Source organism: Cupriavidus sp. C3SS-1 (genome assembly GCF_057073755.1).
In genome coordinates this window covers 2,795,878-2,811,994 of sequence record NZ_CP172699.1, presented here as the reverse complement: position 1 = coordinate 2,811,994, position 16,117 = coordinate 2,795,878, and the positions used below count along the sequence as shown (strand labels likewise).

The 16,117-nt window shown below is 66.3% G+C and carries 16 protein-coding genes and 1 pseudogene; 5 read left to right on the top strand and 12 right to left on the bottom strand.

All coding sequences use genetic code 11. The features are described 5' to 3' along the window. Positions 1-265: 265 nt before the first annotated feature. Both ACIGJC_RS13065 and ACIGJC_RS13060 read right to left on the bottom strand, forming a co-directional pair. A pseudogene (locus tag ACIGJC_RS13065) lies at positions 266-1,262 on the bottom strand (Bug family tripartite tricarboxylate transporter substrate binding protein). 227 nt (positions 1,263-1,489) lie between these two features. After that, positions 1,490-1,963, bottom strand: coding sequence for a DUF2147 domain-containing protein (locus ACIGJC_RS13060; protein WP_483709290.1), 474 nt, complete (start codon positions 1,961-1,963; stop codon positions 1,490-1,492). 509 nt (positions 1,964-2,472) lie between these two features. Between ACIGJC_RS13060 and ACIGJC_RS13055 the strand changes: the two genes are divergently transcribed. Together ACIGJC_RS13055 and ACIGJC_RS13050 are read left to right on the top strand one after the other, a co-directional pair. After that, on the top strand, positions 2,473-2,871 hold the full coding sequence (locus tag ACIGJC_RS13055; protein ID WP_483709288.1) for a hypothetical protein: 399 nt from the start codon (positions 2,473-2,475) through the stop codon (positions 2,869-2,871). 576 nt (positions 2,872-3,447) lie between these two features. Next, positions 3,448-4,056: a histone H1-like DNA-binding protein gene (locus ACIGJC_RS13050; RefSeq protein ID WP_483709286.1), complete on the top strand. Its 609-nt coding sequence runs from the start codon at positions 3,448-3,450 to the stop codon at positions 4,054-4,056. 278 nt (positions 4,057-4,334) lie between these two features. On the opposite strand, the gene ACIGJC_RS13045 is transcribed toward ACIGJC_RS13050, so the two are convergent. From ACIGJC_RS13045 to ACIGJC_RS13000, 10 genes are all read right to left on the bottom strand, one after another. Next, on the bottom strand, positions 4,335-4,802 hold the full coding sequence (locus ACIGJC_RS13045; RefSeq protein WP_483709285.1) for an outer membrane lipoprotein: 468 nt from the start codon (positions 4,800-4,802) through the stop codon (positions 4,335-4,337). A 37-nt stretch (positions 4,803-4,839) separates the two neighbouring features. Beyond that, complete coding sequence (locus tag ACIGJC_RS13040) at positions 4,840-5,787, bottom strand: carbohydrate kinase family protein (protein WP_483709284.1); 948 nt, start codon at positions 5,785-5,787, stop codon at positions 4,840-4,842. A gap of 112 nt (positions 5,788-5,899) precedes the next feature. Further along, positions 5,900-6,400, bottom strand: a complete 501-nt coding sequence (gene tpx, locus ACIGJC_RS13035) for a thiol peroxidase (RefSeq protein ID WP_483709283.1) — start codon at positions 6,398-6,400, stop codon at positions 5,900-5,902. Between the two features lie 132 nt (positions 6,401-6,532). Further along, complete coding sequence (locus ACIGJC_RS13030; protein WP_483709282.1) at positions 6,533-8,176, bottom strand: zinc-ribbon and DUF3426 domain-containing protein; 1,644 nt, start codon at positions 8,174-8,176, stop codon at positions 6,533-6,535. A gap of 9 nt (positions 8,177-8,185) precedes the next feature. After that, entirely contained in the window at positions 8,186-9,079 is an 894-nt protein-coding gene (prmA, locus tag ACIGJC_RS13025; protein WP_483709280.1) for a 50S ribosomal protein L11 methyltransferase, read from the bottom strand. Between the two features lie 45 nt (positions 9,080-9,124). After that, the gene (gene accC, locus ACIGJC_RS13020; protein WP_483709279.1) at positions 9,125-10,477 is read right to left on the bottom strand and encodes an acetyl-CoA carboxylase biotin carboxylase subunit; all 1,353 of its coding nucleotides are present in this window, start codon (positions 10,475-10,477) and stop codon (positions 9,125-9,127) included. Between the two features lie 178 nt (positions 10,478-10,655). Continuing rightward, positions 10,656-11,126: an acetyl-CoA carboxylase biotin carboxyl carrier protein gene (gene accB / locus ACIGJC_RS13015; protein ID WP_483709277.1), complete on the bottom strand. Its 471-nt coding sequence runs from the start codon at positions 11,124-11,126 to the stop codon at positions 10,656-10,658. A 176-nt stretch (positions 11,127-11,302) separates the two neighbouring features. After that, a complete protein-coding gene (gene aroQ / locus ACIGJC_RS13010; protein ID WP_483709276.1) occupies positions 11,303-11,791 on the bottom strand; it encodes a type II 3-dehydroquinate dehydratase in 489 nt (162 codons plus the stop codon). A 215-nt stretch (positions 11,792-12,006) separates the two neighbouring features. After that, positions 12,007-12,555: a TlpA family protein disulfide reductase gene (locus ACIGJC_RS13005; RefSeq protein ID WP_483709274.1), complete on the bottom strand. Its 549-nt coding sequence runs from the start codon at positions 12,553-12,555 to the stop codon at positions 12,007-12,009. 75 nt (positions 12,556-12,630) lie between these two features. Further along, complete coding sequence (locus ACIGJC_RS13000; protein WP_483709273.1) at positions 12,631-13,314, bottom strand: UDP-N-acetylmuramate--alanine ligase; 684 nt, start codon at positions 13,312-13,314, stop codon at positions 12,631-12,633. A 172-nt stretch (positions 13,315-13,486) separates the two neighbouring features. Here ACIGJC_RS13000 and mpl point away from each other — a divergent pair, with 172 nt between their 5' ends. Genes mpl through ACIGJC_RS12985 form a run of 3 tightly spaced genes read left to right on the top strand, consistent with a single transcriptional unit; the run spans position 13,487 to position 16,096 of the window. Next, positions 13,487-14,875 (top strand): UDP-N-acetylmuramate:L-alanyl-gamma-D-glutamyl-meso-diaminopimelate ligase, encoded by a 1,389-nt coding sequence (gene mpl / locus ACIGJC_RS12995; protein WP_483709272.1) that lies wholly within the window; start codon positions 13,487-13,489, stop codon positions 14,873-14,875. Between the two features lie 10 nt (positions 14,876-14,885). Next, a complete protein-coding gene (locus ACIGJC_RS12990; protein WP_483709270.1) occupies positions 14,886-15,494 on the top strand; it encodes a YqiA/YcfP family alpha/beta fold hydrolase in 609 nt (202 codons plus the stop codon). Further along, a complete protein-coding gene (locus tag ACIGJC_RS12985) occupies positions 15,491-16,096 on the top strand; it encodes a chorismate--pyruvate lyase family protein (RefSeq protein WP_483709269.1) in 606 nt (201 codons plus the stop codon). The genes ACIGJC_RS12990 and ACIGJC_RS12985 overlap by 4 nt, the downstream gene beginning before the upstream one ends. The last annotated feature ends 21 nt before the right edge of the window (positions 16,097-16,117 follow it).

Genomic DNA, 16,117 nt, shown 5'->3' with positions numbered 1-16,117 from the left:
GATGATTTTGGCTCGGCGAATATAAATGCGAATGATTTGCGTTGCAATTGACGTTGCGGTCATGACACAGACATTGATATGGCAGTGTTAATGTCACTAATAAAAGACAATAAGTCCGTAATAGTGTGTTAAACGCCATAAATGCTGGCGATACAACGCTAAAGGGGCGGGGAGTCGGTGCGCGGAAAGGAAAACGGCCCTTCGCCGGAAGGGCCGCCTCAATACATTGGGGAAAATGACCGGCAGGTCAGTTTAAAAATATTTCTCAGTCGGCGCTCATCTTGGCGTTCTTTGCAATCCGGCTCAGCCGTTCGCGTTCTGCCTTGATGAACGCGACAAAGCTCTCCTGCGAGCCACCGGCCGGCTCGATGCCATTGGGCAGCAGGCGATCGCGCGTCTCCTGCGTCTGCATGGCCGCTGTCATTTCCGCATTGAGCTTCTTCAGGATGGCAGGGTCGGTGCCCTTGGGCGCGAAGATGCCGGCCCAGTGTCCGATGCGGACTTCAGGCATGCCCTGTTCCGCCGTGGTGGAGATATTCCGCGGCGCTCATGCGCTTGTCCCAGGTTGCGCCGAGTGCCTTGAGCTTGCCCGCCTTGATCTGCGGCAGCACCACGACGCTGGCTTCGGACGTCGCCGCAACCTGGCCGCCAATCACCGCGCTGATGCTCTCCGAGCCGCTCTTGTAGGGCACCGGCGTCAGCGACGCACCTTTCTCCTTGAGCATCTCTTCGATGAAGTGAGGCGTGCTGCCGCTACCCGCCGTGGCGAAGTTCACGCCGCCGTTTTGCTTCTTCGAGTAGTCGATCAGCTCCTTGAGATTGTTTGCCGGCAGCGATGGCGATGCCACGATCACCGAAGGACTCACTGCGATCAGCGACACGGGGACGAGATCGTCCGCGGCGTACGGCATCTTGGTGCGGATCAGGCTGTTGGTCACGGTGCCGACCGCGCCGACAAGATAGGTGTAGCCATCGGGTTTGCTCTTGGCCACAAAGTCGGCGCCGACCACGCCACCGGCCCCGGGACGGTTCTCGATCACGACGGTCTGGCCCAGGCGCTTGCCGACGGCGTCGGCCGCCGCACGTGCCACCAGGTCGTTGGCGCCGCCGGCCGTGAACGGCACCACGAACTTGATGAGGTGGTTGGGCCATGCATCGGCCGCGCGCGCAGGTTGGGGAACGATGGCGATGGTGACCGCCGCGGCCGCGGCAAGAGAGGGCAAGGCAAGGGCCAGCGCGCGGCTGGCGGTGATCTGTCGCATGTTGTCTCCGGCTGGATGGGTTGGATGGATCCGCGGTGCCACAACGCTGTCCTCTGCCGCGGATGCCGGACCATGTTACCGGCACTCGCTGTCAGTTCTCTTGACGTGCGCCTTGCGGTGCTTTCGCGCAAGGCGCGTTAGCGGGCGTCGCGTTCGCACGGTGATGCGGAGAAACCCTGACGCGCTTCAAGGTCCCGTCGAGGTACTGCGCGTCGCACCGGCCGGTGTCAGCGCTCGCGCTCCCAGGTCTGCGTGCGGCCCAGCAGGCTGATGCCGATGAAGCCGCGCACGTCGAGCTTGTTGCCATCGTCGGACAGCGACATCTTGCTTTTGTAGACCTTGCCGTTCTCGGGGTCGAGGATCTCGCCGCCGCTCCATTCGTTGTCGCCGGTCTTGCGCAGGCCGGAGAGGATGGTCATGCCGATGACGGGCTGGTCCTTGCGTGCGTCCGTGCATTTCACGCACACCTTCGGCTTGCCGTCGTCGTCGCCGAAGGTCTTCACCAGGCGGCCGCTGTAGACGCCGTTCTTGTCGGTGATCTCCACCAGGCCGCGCGGCTTGCCGGTGGCGTCGTCAATCGTCTTCCAGCTTCCGCTCGGCGTGGCCTGGGCGAGTGCCGCGGCACTCGCGAGCATGACGGCGGCGAACATGCCGGCGCGCAGCAGCGTGCGCGCGGCGATGGCTTGGGGATGAATGCGCATGAAATCTCCTCTTGGGTGGTGGCGGCTGTCGGCATCGATGCCGACCGCGATGCCGTGTGGCCGGTCGCACAGCCTGGCGGCGTCAGGCGTGCTCGCCAATCTACTGGCGCCGCTGACGCTTCGCAATCGGCGGGCGTGTGCGGCCAGGCTCGGCGCCGCCGTGGCGCGCTTCTCCGAAAGGCGCATGCGCACGCCGTTTGCGGGAATTTTGTATCGCAGCAAAACGCGCCACGCGCGTGCCCGAAGCAATCCTCTAAGCCTTGCATCTCGCGCGCTTTTCGCGGGCGTCCCGAACGCGGTACGAACGTGTCTCGCGAGTTGCTGTCCTAAGGGCAGCGACATCGCGCGAGGGTGTCGATGCGCATGTCTATCGTTGCCTTCGGCGTTCGCAGCGCGCGTTCATTGCGAAAGCTTTGCCGGATCGCAACGCTTTCGGTGGACGCGAAGTTGTTGCTTCGATGCAAACCGTTGCGTTGGCGCATCACTGTCTCGCGTAGTCGGAGACATCGATGCAAGCGGCCGGCGTGCGCGTCGTCATCGCACATGGAACATCGCACGTGACACGCGTCGCATCCGGTGCTTCAGCCGTGACGATGATGGCGACGCTTGGCAACACATGCGCTGCGCGAGCATTGGGGCGCGCCTCCGCAGGTTTTGCTTCGCTTGCCGGAGAGCCTTTGTTTATGCGGGTTTCCAGCCAGCGCGATGATCCTTGCACGGGCCTTTCAACGCAGCGCAGCGCGCGCCCCGCTGCGCGCCGCGCTGCGTGCGAGCGGCGTGGCGCTCGTGTTGGCGTGCGTGCATTCGCGTGGGCGGAGGCGCGTGTTCGCGACGCCGATGAGGACATGCGTCGAGGCATGCAGGCGTGGTTGCGCGATGGTGTCGGCGACGTCTTCGCGAAGCGGTGAGCGCTGGCTAGATTGACTCGCTCGCGCGTGCAAGTTTTTTTGCACTTTTTTCTTAACATCATCGTGCAAACGAATTATGATTCGCCTTGACAAGAGTCTCACTTCATTGCAACGAAACAGGAAGCAAGATCGAACGACGAGCGCGCTTCGATGCAGTGACACAGTGATGCAGGTAGCTGAGGAGCACGAGAACTTTGACGCAGACCAGGCCGAACCGGCTTCTTAAAACGCGTGCAGTCTCCTTTGGCCCACTGACGGGATGGGCCGGCTACCTCAAGATGAATGCCGTCTGCCGTGCGCGAGGCCATGCCCGCACCGCAGGCAAGCCGTCCGATATCTCCTCATTGCAGGCTGCGCGCCGACTCGACGGGCGGCGCGGGCCGATCGAATATTCCGGGGCGTCGCCATGGGCGACGGCCCTGCTACCGAATTCATTAGCGTGCGGCGGAGATAGTGTCGTGCGCCGATGAATCGCTCGCTCGACTGGGGTAGCGGCAGAGTTGCCGCGCCTCGGGTCGGTCGGGTCGCCAACCTAGGTCATTCGATATTCACTCTCTAGTGTGGAAGGAGTTATCCATGGTAACGACTGCGAAGAAGAAGCCGGCGGCCAAGAAGGCCGCCAAGCCGGCAGCCAAGAAAGCTGCACCGGCAAAGAAAGCCGCTGTGAAGAAGGTTGCCGCCAAGAAGGCAGCACCGGCTGCCAAGAAGGCCGCCGTGAAGAAGGTTGCCGCCAAGAAGGCAGCACCGGCCAAGAAGGCAGCGGTGAAGAAGGTCGCCGCCAAGAAGGCCGCACCGGCCAAGAAGGCAGCGGTGAAGAAGGTCGCCGCCAAGAAGGCCGCACCGGCCAAGAAGGCAGCGGTGAAGAAGGTCGCCGCCAAGAAGGCAGCACCGGCCAAGAAGGCAGCGGTAAAGAAGGTCGCCGCCAAGAAGGCCGCACCGGCCAAGAAGGCCGCTGCCAAGAAGGCGGCTCCGGCCAAGAAGGCTGCTGCCAAGAAGACTGCCGCCAAGAAGCCTGCTGCGAAGAAGCCGGCTGCCAAGAAGGCCGCTGCCAAGAAGCCTGCTGCGAAGAAGGCCAAGGCTGCCCCTGCGGCGGCTCCTGCCGCTGCGGTTGCGCCTGCTGCCGTTGCCAAGACCGCGCTGAACCCGGCTGCGGCCTGGCCGTTCCCGACGGGCAACCGTCCGTAAGCCTCACTCGGTCGAGTGGGGGCCACGACTACCGCAAGGAGTCGCCCAGGCACGTACGGCGTGCCATAGTGGCCGGATACACCGTATCCGGCCTGCAAGACACCAGTCTTGCCAACCCGCCGACGGCGCATGCCCGGCGGGTTTTTTCTTTTGGGCTGCCGCTGTGCGGAGGGCGACGGGATCGCTGTCGCCGCGGCTGGCAGGCTGACTGTCCTTGCAAAAACAAAACGCCGCATCCTCTCGGACGCGGCGCTTCCAGAAGCCGGGACGCAGGCGGATCAGTGCGTGACGCGCGTCACGCCGCCGGAGGTCAGCAACCGCACCTGCTCGCCGGGGCGGAACAGTTCGTCGGCTTCCTGCGTGATCGCGCGCATCTCGCCGTTTTCCAGGCGGACGGTGATCTCGAGCGCGCGCCGCTGGTTGACCTTGTTCTCCGCCGCGCTGCCGGCAATGCCGCCGAGCACCGCGCCGAGAATGCCGGCCGCCACGGACCCGTTGCCGCTGCCGATCAGGCTGCCCGCGGCCACGCCGCCAATGGCGCCGCCGGCTAGGGTGCCGGCGCCGGTCTGGCCGCCCTGGATCATCACGTCGCGCACGCCTTCGACCACGCCATAGCGCACGGTCTGTTCGCGCTGTGCCTGTCCGGTCGAGTAGACGCTGTTGGAGTTCGATTGCGTGGCGCAGCCGCTGACCAGTGCCGCGATGGCAGACACGGCGACGACACCGGTTCGGAGCTTGTCGTTCATTTCAGTTCCCGTAAAGGTGCCACGCCCGTGCCGCAGGTCAGGCGTAGCGGTAGCCGAATGCAGACTGGAAACGGTTGCCGATTTCGTCGAGCGGCAAGCCGTGGTTCTGCGGACCCTGCTGCGCGATCTTGAGCGATCCCATCAGCGATGCCAGGCGGCCAGTGGTGTCCCAGTCTAACCCGTTTTCGATGCCGAACAGGAGGCCACCGCGGAACGCGTCGCCGCAGCCGGTCGGGTCCACGATGCGCTCGGCCGGAACGGCCGGGATCGCGTACTGCTGACCATCGGCAAAGATGCTGGCGCCGCGCTCGCCGTGCGTGACGATGAAGGCACGAACCTTGGCGGCAACCTCGGCGCTGGTCCAGGCGGTGCGGGACAGCAGGACCTGCGCTTCGTAGTCATTGACTGTGACGTAGCTGGCGAGTTCAACGAACTGCCGCAGGTCCTCGCCGTTGAAGAGCGGCATGGCCTGACCCAGGTCAAAGATGAACGGAATGCCTGACTCGGCGAACTGGCGCGCGTGGTGCAGCATGCCCTCGCGGCTGTCCGGTGCGACGATGCCGAGCTTCGGCGCCGCGCTGCCGCCCAGCGCATCCTTCACGTTGGAGAGCTGCGACTGGCTCATCGCGCCGGGGTGGAAGGCGGTGATCTGGTTGTTGTCCAGGTCGGTGGTGATCATGGCCTGCGCCGTGAACGTATCGGGCAGCACGCGGATATGCGTGGTGTCGATGTTCAGGTCGCGCAGGTACTGCAGGTAGGGTTCGGCGTCCGTGCCCACCGTGGCCATCACCACGGGCTCGCCGCCCAGCAGCTTGAGCGTATAGGCGATGTTGCCGGCGCAGCCGCCGTACTCGCGCCGCATGCCCGGCACCAGGAACGAGACGTTCAGCATGTGGATCTGGTCCGGCAGGATGTGTTCGCGGAAGCGTCCGTCGAACGTCATGATGGTGTCGTAGGCGACGGAGCCGCAGATCAGGCTGGCCATGCTCTCTCCAGGTACTTTGGGATGGTCGGGCCGCGTGCGGCCCGAGGGGTTTCGTAAAACAGAAGCGGCCGCCCCGGGAATGCGGGCGGCCGGTGCGAGATGCCGGTGCGGCTTATTTCAGTGCGGCGAGCGCGGCGTCGTAGTCGGGCTCGTTCTTGATCTCCGGCACCAGCTGGCTGTACTTGACGATGTTGTTCTCGTCCAGCACCACCACGGCGCGCGCTGTCACGCCGGCCAGCGGGCCGGTCTTGATATCCACGCCGTAGTTGCCCTTGAATTCCGCACCGCGCATCGTCGACAGCGGCACCACGTTGGCCAGGCCTTCAGCGGTGCAGAAACGGCCCATGGCGAACGGCAGGTCGGCCGAGACGGTCAGGACCACGGTGTTGGCCAGGCCGCTGGCGGCTTCGTTGAACTTGCGCGTCGAGGCCTGGCACACCGGGGTGTCCAGGCTCGGTACGATATTCAGCACTTTGCGCTTGCCGGCAAAGTCGGCCAGCGTCACGTCCTTCAGGTCCTTGCCGACCAGCTTGAAGTCGGCGGCCTTGTCGCCGGATTGCGGGAACTTGCCTGCCACTTCAATGGCGTTGCCGCCGAGAGTCACGTTGCTCATCACTGCTCCTTCCTGTTCAGGATCTTCGGGGGGGCGCAGCTTGCGGCCGGACTCGATTCGGCCCTTGGCAGCAAGCCTGCGAAATCCAGGGACCGTTCACGGTGAAAGGCATGCGCCTTGGGTGAACAGGCCCTATGGATAGAAAATCAGCACGCGGTAATTGGCCGCCGCCTGCTGAGTCCGGAATCGTACCCGAACCGGCAGCTCCGTGCCCGCGCGAAGGCCATGCGTGGCGAAGGCCTTCTGCGTCGGCTCCAGGTACTCGGATGGCTCCAATACACGCCGCAGCAGCAACTGGTCCTGCAGATCGGTCATGACCAGTTCGATGGCCGGCAGGGCTGTGGTGGCCCGTCCCTGGTTGCGCAGCGTAACCGCGAGCACGTAGGCATCGCTGCCTTCGTCCTGCTTCTGCAGCTGCGAGGTATCGATGCGCAGCGCATCGATGTCGCGCCACGGCGGCACCGTGCAGCCCAGCGGCCCGCACGCGGCTTCCAGTACCGGGCGCAGCACCGGGAACTGACCGGCGAGTTGTCCGCGCAGCAGGTACAGCCCTTGCAGGACTACGCCAACCGCCAGCACACCGGCGGCGATATGCCAGCCGAAGCGCAGGCGCGGCCGCGCCGGGGTCGCGGCGGTCTCGCGCGCGCGTTCGCGTTCTCGCTCGCGGGTCTGGCGCAGGAAATCGGGCGCGAAGGCCGGACCCAATTGCGGTTCCTGGCGTGTCCAGCGCCGCGCGACGTTCTCGCGCGCAATCGCGCCAGCGGTGGCACTGAAGGCATCGCCCGTGCTGGCGCCGCCAGGCCCGTAGCTCGGGCCGTAGTTGAGGCCGTAGTCGTGGCCCGGCTCGTGCGGCGTTTCGGCGGCGGCTGTTGCCGGCGTGTCCGTCCTGGCGGCCGGAGCTTCGGTGGTGTCACTGGATTCCGCGCGCAGGAACTCGCTGGCGCTGCGCAGCGCGGGTTCGGCGGCGGCTTCGCCTGCCGGTTCGTCCGGCGCCTCGACTGCGTGGGAAGCGGGTGCGCGCGCGGAGGCCTCTTCGTCTCCGAGCGCGGCGCGATCGAGCGTCGGCCACGGCGCATGAGCGGCCACGATGGCGGCCGATGCTTCGTCTGCCTCGTCGGCATGATGCATGCCGTTGGCCGTCGCGACAGGATTGTCGTCGGGGTGGCCTGCAGCCTCTTGTGGCGCGTCCGCGGGTCCCGGTTCGGCGTGTTCAGCTGGTTCGGCTTGCGAGGTGTGCGTGTCGTCGAATTCGCCCGGCTCGGCAGGCGTCTCTGCCAGCGCGCTATCGCCATCGGCTGGCACGGCCGCGGAGGCTTGCTGCAGTGCCGGTTGCGCGATGTCTTGGGCGGCGAGCGACGGCTCGATGGAAGCTGCGTCCGCGTCCTGCCTGGCCAGTGTCTCATGCTCCTCCTCGGCGGAAGCATCTTCCTCCTCGGTGGGCATCATCATCATGGTGGGCGAATCGAGCGCGGGCACGTCGTACCCCGGGTCGTAGCCGGGATCGAAGTGATTGGAGGACGAAGCCGGCCTGGCTTCGCTTTCCGCTTCACGTGGTGCAGCGGGCATGGCCGCTGCGGGTCCGGGCGAGGGCTGCGGCGCGCGAGCGGCGGCCGGGGCACCCGGGACCGGCACTTCGATCAGATGCTCGCGTGCATCGAAGACCGTTTCACAGTGTCCGCAACGCACCAGTCCCTGGCGCAGGCGCAACTGGTCGGCCACCAGCCGGAAGGCGGTGCGGCAGGCCGGGCAGCGCGTGACAAGCTTGGCGGCGGCCATCGGCTCACCTCAGGGGCGCGTGCCGTGCAGGCAGACCCAGCCTTCCTCGCTGCGCCAGACCGTCAGCGGCAGCCAGGCGGCATAGGCGGCGGCCACTTCCTCGGCCTGGCGCTCGAGCACGCCGGACAGCACCAGGCGTCCACCCGAGCGCACGCGGGCGCTGAGCATCGCGGCCATCAGCTTGAGCGGGTTGGAGAGGATATTGGCGACGACGAGGTCGTAGGTCGCTTCCGAAACGGATTCCGGCAGCGCGAACTGCGCCTGGACGCGGTTGCGCTCGGCGTTGTAGCGCGACGATTCCACGGCATTCGGATCGATGTCGATGCCGAGCGTATCGCCGGCACCGAGCTTCTTTGCCACGATGGCGAGGATACCGGAGCCGCAGCCATAGTCGAGCACGGTTTCGCCCGCCTTCAGGTTCTGCTCCAGCCACTGCATGCACAGCCGCGTGGTCGGGTGGCTGCCGGTGCCGAACGCCAGGCCCGGGTCGAGTTCCAGCACCACCGCATCGGGCTCCGGTGCCTCATGCCACGACGGCACGACCCAAAGGCGTTCGCCGACGCGGATCGGCTCGAACTGGGATTGCGTCAGGCGCACCCAGTCCTGGTCCTCGACATCGCGCAGCAGGTAGGCGGGCACCGGATCGATGCCAAGCGTATTCGACGCGGCCGCGACGACGAGCGCCGGGTCGGTGTCGTCACCGAACAGCGCCACCACGCGCGAGCGGTTCCAGGCGAGCCGTGTCGGCTCCATCCCGGGCTCGCCGAACAGCGGCTGCTCGTCCGGCGTATCGGCGTCGGCGTCTTCCACCGACACCGACAGCGCGCCAAGGTCGAACAAGGCGTCGGACCAGGCTTCGGCCCGGTCCTGCGCCACTTCGATCACACATTCCTGAAATGCCACGGGCTTCCTTTTCTACAGCAGTACAGCAGTGCGGCAGTTGCCGCGTCAGGCTTTCTCGCGCTGCGCCAGGCGGTGCTCGAGATAGTGGATGCTGGTGCCCCCTTCGACGAAGTTGGCGTCCATCATCAGCTCGCGGTGCAGCGGGACGTTGGTCTGGATACCGTCCACCACCATTTCCGACAGCGCGATCCGCATGCGGGCAATGGCCTGCTCGCGGGTGGCGCCGTAAGTGATGATCTTGCCGATCATCGAATCGTAATTCGGCGGGACGAAGTAGCCATCATACGCGTGCGAGTCGACGCGTACACCGGGGCCGCCCGGCATGTGCCAGGCGGTGATGCGGCCTGGCGACGGGATGAACTTGAAAGGGTCCTCGGCGTTCACGCGGCACTCGATCGCATGGCCACGGAACTGCACATCCTTCTGGCGGAAGCGCAGTTTTTCGCCAAACGCGATGCGGATCTGTTCCTGCACGATGTCGATGCCCGTGATCATCTCGGTGACCGGGTGCTCGACCTGCACGCGCGTGTTCATCTCGATGAAGTAGAACTCGTTGTTCTCATACAGGAACTCGAACGTGCCGGCGCCACGGTAGCCCATCTTGCGGCAGGCCTCGGCGCAGCGGTCGCCGATGCGCTCGATCAGGCGGCGCGGAATATGCGGCGCGGGCGCTTCCTCGATCACCTTCTGGTGGCGGCGCTGCATGGAGCAGTCGCGCTCGCCCAGCCAGATGGCTTGCTTGTGCTGGTCGGCCAGGATCTGGATTTCCACGTGACGCGGATTCTCCAGGAACTTCTCCATGTAGACCTCGGGATTGCCGAAGGCGCGGCCGGCTTCTTCACGCGTCATGTTGACGGCGTTGACCAGCGCGGCTTCGGTGTGGACCACGCGCATGCCGCGTCCGCCACCGCCGCCGGCGGCCTTGATGATGACCGGGTAGCCCACCTGGCGCGCGATGGCCAGGATTTCCTTCGGGTCTTCGGGCAGCGCGCCCTCCGAGCCCGGCACGCACGGCACGCCGGCCTTGATCATGGCCTGCTTGGCCGAGACCTTGTCGCCCATCAGGCGGATGCTCTCGGCGGTCGGGCCGATGAAGACGAAGCCGGATTTTTCCACGCGCTCGGCAAAGTCGGCGTTTTCCGACAGGAAGCCGTAGCCCGGGTGGATGGCCTGCGAGTCGGTCACCTCGGCAGCCGAGATGATCGCCGGCATGTTCAGGTAGGACAGCGGCGACGGGGCCGGGCCGATACACACGGCTTCGTCGGCCAGCTTGACGTACTTGGCTTCCTTGTCGGCCTCCGAGTACACCACTACGGTCTTGATGCCCAGCTCGCGGCAGGCGCGCTGGATGCGAAGGGCGATTTCACCGCGGTTCGCGATCAGAATTTTTTCAAACATGGTCTCTCTCTGCGAGAACGGGAGCGGTCCCGTCAGGTGCCGCAGCGGCACACCGGGTGCGCGGCCGGCAAACTGGCGGTGCCAGGGGCCGCTTCATGGCGTGGGATGCGGGCCACAACGTGCGAACATCCACGAGATCCGGAGTGCCGCGCAATGTTGCGCGGCACTCCGGACAGCATCAGCCGATGACGAACAGCGGCTGGCCGTATTCCACGGCCTGGCCGTTCTCGACCAGGATTTCCTTGATCACGCCGGCCTTGTCGCACTCGATCTCGTTGAGCAGCTTCATGGCTTCGATGATGCAGACGGTCTGGCCTTCCTTGACGGTGTCGCCCACGTTGACGAACGGCGCGGCGCCCGGCGACGGGGCACGGTAGAAGGTACCGACCATGGGCGAGGTGACCACGTGGCCGGCCGGGAGCTGCGCAGCGGCAGGCTCGGCGGCAGCGACCGGAGCGGTGGCGGCAGGAGCGGCGGCGCCGGGCATGACCGGCAACGCCTGCATTTGCGGCATGGCCATCGGTGCGGCGATGACTTGCGGCGGTTGCTTGACGATGCGTACCTTGCCGTCGCCTTCAGTCACTTCCAGCTCCGAGATGCCGGATTCGGCCACCAGGTCGATCAGCGTCTTCAGCTTGCGCAGGTCCATCTTCTTATCCTCCTGAATCAGGTTGTCCGGGCGTGCCCTGGCGGGGCAGCGGCGGAAAATCGTCGGTACGGCCACCGGCTGTCCGCGTCCGCAGTGCCGTGCTGCACAAACTGCGGGCGCGGCCGCCAGGCGGCGCGCGTCATGTATTCGGGTAAAGCCTTGTATGCCGGTGGGCCTCAGGCCCCTGGCGGCGGCTGCTCCAGCCCGAGGGCATAGTCCAGCGCCATCAGGTAGCCTTGCCATCCCAATCCGCAGATCACGCCGACGGCGAGGTCGGAGAAATACGAATGGTGACGGAAGCTTTCGCGGCGATGCACGTTCGAGAGGTGTACTTCGACAAACGGAATGGCCACGCCGGCCAGCGCATCGCGTATCGCCACGCTGGTATGCGTGTAGGCGGCGGGGTTGATGATGATGAAATCCACCCCTTCCGCGCGCGCGGCATGGATGCGGTCAACCAGCGCGCCTTCATGGTTGGACTGGAACGACGACAACACGATACCGACATCTGCGGCATGCCGTGCCAGGGCGGCGTCGATATCGGCCAGCGTGGTGTGCCCGTACGTCTCCGGTTCGCGCGTGCCCAGCAGGTTGAGGTTTGGCCCGTGCAGGACCAGCACCTTGCGGTAGCGGGCTGAGCGACGATTGGAGCGGGTTGCAGTCACGGCGGCTCGACCAGTTCAACGAAATTGCGCGGAGATTACCGTAGCTTAGAGCGATTTGTCTAGCGGGCGATACAAGCCTTCACGCCCCGGCATGGCGATTACGCGCTGTTTAAGCCACATTGAGCCATTTCCGGCAATATGCGCCCGGTTACAGTGCATTTTCGGGACGGTTCGGCGAACTTGGGCGAAGAAGCGCCTTATGTCGCCGACTGCACCTAGGAATGGGGCAGAACAGCGCGCAATTCGTCCGACGTGATACGCCCCATCTTGCGGTACTTGACGGAACCGTCAGGGTCGATCACGACGGTATAGGGCAGGCCACCGGCGTTGTTGCCGAAGTTGCGGGACAGCTCCGTGCCCGCGAAGCCAGCCACCGCAAGCGGGTAGGCCACCGGCACCTTCTTGATGAACTGCTGGATGTTGGCGGCGGAATCGATGCCGATGCCGACGAACTCGACCCTGCGGGCCGCGTACTCCGCATGCAAGGCGGTCAGCTCCGGCATTTCTTCCACGCACGGCCCGCACCACGGTGCCCAGAAGTTGATCACCACGGTCTTGCCACGCAGCTTGCCCAGATCGAGATCGGTGCCGCTGGGGTCGGGCAGGCGGGCCTGGAAGAAGGTTTCGACGGCCTGTTCCGACGCGGGTTTCGGCGAGAACACGAAATGACCTGCCAGCGCGCCGCCGGCGCAGGCCGCCACGGCCACGGCAATCCACAGCCACAGGCGGGAACGGTGGACAGGTTTCTGGGTGGTAGCGTTCATGTTGTCTTCAGTAAGCAACGGCGGTATTGGCGCCGATACCGGCAAATGGTGAACTTCTGACCGGTCGGGTGCGCTTCAGTTCGACGTGTCGGCGTTCCCAGGCAGCGCGCGCACGGCTTGCAGGTCGGCCCTGGCCGCACGGCCGCTTGCATCGGTGCGCGCGGCGCCGCGCTCGTCGTCGGCATCATACAGAGCAATATGGATTCCGACCGGCGCGCCCAGTTCGGCGCGTACCTCGCCGGCCAGCAGGCGCGCTTCGCGGCGGTCGGGCCACTGGCCTTTCCACAGGAAGCTCAGGGTCTCCACGTCGCCGCGGCCGGCGAAATGGCGCGATTCGCTGGTCTCGAAGTCGACGCCCGCGTTGAGCAGGTGCAAGGTGGCGTCCTTGGGGCTGTCGCAGAAGCACTGCAGATAGATATCCGAATGCTCGGTAGCGGTGCCGTTGAGTACGGCGCCCACCAGGTATGGCCGGAAGCCGGCGAGGTCCTCCATCGCGAGGATGGCCACCCGGCGCAGCAGCGCCAGGATGCGCGGTTGCGTGTCGCCGTGGAAAAGTGCCTGATAGGCGCGGACTTCGGCCTCGATCATGTCGTTATCGGGCAGCCATTCGCCGGCCACGCGCTGGTCGCCGAGCAACTGGCGCGCGGCCTTGCGCTTCGCGGTGGCGTAGTCGGCGCCGTCTTCGGCAATCATGCGTGCCGCGGCCTGGGCGATCTCCTCGCGCAGGCGGGCGGGGTCGGAAAGGGCGTGTCGGGACATGTCCCGATGATACCGGAGCGGGGCGCGCAGCCGCTGCGCGCAGCGCTGCCGCAGTGCAGCGAAGCGCGCAAGCGCTCGGGTACAATCGGGGCCTTCCTGCCCGGCATGGTCCGCTGGACCCGCGCCGGCATGCCGACCGGCCCGGCCGGTCCCAAGTCTTTCCGGGAACCCCATGCATATTCATATCCTTGGCATCTGCGGCACTTTCATGGGCGGCCTGGCGGTCCTCGCCAAGCAGGCGGGACATCGTGTCACCGGCTGCGACGCCAATGTCTATCCGCCGATGAGCACGCAGCTCGAGGCCCAGGGTATCGAGCTGATCGAAGGCTTCGATCCCGCCCAGCTCGCGCTCGAGCCGGACCTGTTCGTGATCGGCAACGTGGTGTCGCGCGGCAATCCGCTGATGGAAGCCATCCTCAACCGCAACCTGCCTTACGTCTCGGGCCCGCACTGGCTGGGCGAGCACGTGCTGGCAGGCAAGTGGGTGCTCGCCGTGGCGGGCACGCATGGCAAGACCACCACCACGTCGATGCTTGCGTGGATCCTCGAAGATGCCGGCTACAACCCCGGCTTCCTCGTCGGCGGCGTGCCGCAGAACTTCGGCATCTCGGCGCGCGTGACGGAGTCGGATTTCTTCGTGATCGAGGCGGACGAGTACGACACCGCCTTCTTCGACAAGCGCAGCAAGTTCGTCCACTACCGTCCGCGCACGGCCATCCTGAATAACCTGGAATACGATCACGCCGACATCTTCCCGGATCTCGACGCGATCGAAACGCAGTTCCACCACCTGGTGCGCACGGTGCCGGGGCAGGGCAGGCTGGTGGTCAATGGCATCGAACCCAGCCTGGCCCGCGTGCTTGAACGCGGCTGCTGGAGCGAGGTCGAGCAGTTCGGCGTCGGTGACTGGCGCCAGAGCGACGCAGGCGATGCAGGCGGCAACGGCGGCAAGGACGCATTCGACGTCTGGTTCGGCGAGACCGTGCAGGGCCGCGTGACCTGGGACCTGCAGGGCACGCACAACCGCATGAACGCGCTGGCCGCGATTGCCGCCGCGCGCCATGTCGGCGTGCCGCCCGCGCAGGCCATCGAATCGCTGGGCCGCTTCGCCAACGTGAAGCGCCGCATGGAAGTGCGCGGCGTGGCGGGCGGCGTGACGGTCTATGACGACTTCGCCCATCATCCCACCGCGATCCAGACCACGCTGGAAGGCCTGCGCCGCCGCGTCGGTGGCGCGCGCATCCTGGCCGTGCTGGAGCCGCGCTCCAACACCATGAAGCTCGGCGTGATGAAGGCGCAGCTGCCGGCCAGCCTCGAACAGGCCGACCTGGTGTTCGGCTATGGCGCTCCGGGCGGCAAGGACGCGCTCGGCTGGGACCTGGCCGGCGCACTGGCACCGCTGGGCAAGAAGGCCGCGGCTTTCCACGATCTCGGCGCATTGGTCGAGGCCGTGCGTGCCGCGGCGCGCCCAGGCGACCAGGTGCTGGTCATGAGCAACGGCGGCTTCGGCGGCGTGCACCAGAAGCTGCTGGACGCGCTCGGCCAGGGCGCCGCCGGCTGAGGACGCGGACATGCTGCTGTACCTGCACGGATTCCGCTCCTCGCCGCAGTCGTTCAAGGCGCGGCTGGTGCAGGAGCGCATGCGCGAGTGGGGCGTGGGGCGCTACTACGCCTGCCCGTTGCTCAATGTCTCCCCCGCCCAGGCGATCGCCCAGGCCGAAGCCGCCATCAGCGCGGCGCGCGCGGGTGGCGACCAGGAAATCGCAATCGTCGGTTCCTCGCTCGGCGGCTTCTACGCACGCTGGCTCGGCGAGCGCCACGGCTGCCGCACGGTGCTGCTGAACCCGGCCATCCACCCGTGGACCGACCTGCAGCAATACATCGGCGAACAGCCGCTGTGGCACGGCGGTGGCTCCGTCACGGTCGAGCCGCGCCATATGCAGGAACTGATCGACCTGCGCGTGGACACCATTACTCGGCCCGAACGCTATTACCTGATCGCCGCCACGGGCGATGAAGTCCTCGATTACCGCGAGATGGTCGCGGCTTGCGCGGGCGCGCATATCCGCATCCTCTCGGGCAGTGACCACGGCATCGGCGAATTCGCCAACTACGTCGACGACGTGCTGGCCTTTTGCGGCTACGGGCCCGGCGGCGTAGTGCCGGGCCGCGCGGCATGAGCGCGCAGTTCGCGCGCCGCTGCGGCTGGACCCGCCACCTGCCCTTCGACCCGGAGATCCCGCCGAACCTGCGGCATTGGGTCACGGGCGAAGGTTCGCTGACCGCGCGGCTGATGGCCGCCTCCGAACGCTTTCGCGTGCGCCGCCTGCGGCAGGCTTCGGCGCGGCCTTATCTGGACGAATGGCAGGCGCTCGGTCAATGCGGCCGTGAACCGGCGCTGACGCGCGAAGTGCTGCTGATCTGCGACGAGCAGCCGGCCATCTACGCGCACACCGTCGTGCGCGAGCGCCACGCGCGCCGTGACTGGCCATTCCTGCGCGGGCTCGGCGAGCGCCCGCTGGGCGGCCGCCTGTTCGTGGATCCGGCCGTGCGGCGCGATCCGTTCGAATTCGCGCGGCTGCTGCCGCACCACCCGCTGCGCCAGGCGCTGCAGCGGATCCTGCCGGCCATGGGGCCGGTACCAATGCTGCCGGCGCGCCGTTCCGTATTCCGGCGCGGCGCCGGCATCATGCTCGTGACAGAGGTCTTCTTGCCTGACCTGCTGGCACGGCCTTCACGGGGACCCCGGCAACGTAGCCCATCAGACCGGAGCCCCGACTGACTTACACACTACCCAGAATTA

What these genes read in the sequence shown, in the direction of transcription:
- ACIGJC_RS13060 (WP_483709290.1), bottom strand. Translation starts at nt 1,963, where the DNA reads ATGCGCATTCATCCCCAAGCCATCGCCGCGCGCACGCTGCTGCGCGCC.
- ACIGJC_RS13055 (WP_483709288.1), top strand. Translation starts at nt 2,473, where the DNA reads ATGCAAGCGGCCGGCGTGCGCGTCGTCATCGCACATGGAACATCGCAC.
- ACIGJC_RS13050 (WP_483709286.1), top strand. Translation starts at nt 3,448, where the DNA reads ATGGTAACGACTGCGAAGAAGAAGCCGGCGGCCAAGAAGGCCGCCAAG.
- ACIGJC_RS13045 (WP_483709285.1), bottom strand. Translation starts at nt 4,802, where the DNA reads ATGAACGACAAGCTCCGAACCGGTGTCGTCGCCGTGTCTGCCATCGCG.
- ACIGJC_RS13040 (WP_483709284.1), bottom strand. Translation starts at nt 5,787, where the DNA reads ATGGCCAGCCTGATCTGCGGCTCCGTCGCCTACGACACCATCATGACG.
- tpx (WP_483709283.1), bottom strand. Translation starts at nt 6,400, where the DNA reads ATGAGCAACGTGACTCTCGGCGGCAACGCCATTGAAGTGGCAGGCAAG.
- ACIGJC_RS13030 (WP_483709282.1), bottom strand. Translation starts at nt 8,176, where the DNA reads ATGGCCGCCGCCAAGCTTGTCACGCGCTGCCCGGCCTGCCGCACCGCC.
- accC (WP_483709279.1), bottom strand. Translation starts at nt 10,477, where the DNA reads ATGTTTGAAAAAATTCTGATCGCGAACCGCGGTGAAATCGCCCTTCGC.
- accB (WP_483709277.1), bottom strand. Translation starts at nt 11,126, where the DNA reads ATGGACCTGCGCAAGCTGAAGACGCTGATCGACCTGGTGGCCGAATCC.
- ACIGJC_RS13005 (WP_483709274.1), bottom strand. Translation starts at nt 12,555, where the DNA reads ATGAACGCTACCACCCAGAAACCTGTCCACCGTTCCCGCCTGTGGCTG.
- ACIGJC_RS13000 (WP_483709273.1), bottom strand. Translation starts at nt 13,314, where the DNA reads ATGTCCCGACACGCCCTTTCCGACCCCGCCCGCCTGCGCGAGGAGATC.
- mpl (WP_483709272.1), top strand. Translation starts at nt 13,487, where the DNA reads ATGCATATTCATATCCTTGGCATCTGCGGCACTTTCATGGGCGGCCTG.
- ACIGJC_RS12990 (WP_483709270.1), top strand. Translation starts at nt 14,886, where the DNA reads ATGCTGCTGTACCTGCACGGATTCCGCTCCTCGCCGCAGTCGTTCAAG.
- ACIGJC_RS12985 (WP_483709269.1), top strand. Translation starts at nt 15,491, where the DNA reads ATGAGCGCGCAGTTCGCGCGCCGCTGCGGCTGGACCCGCCACCTGCCC.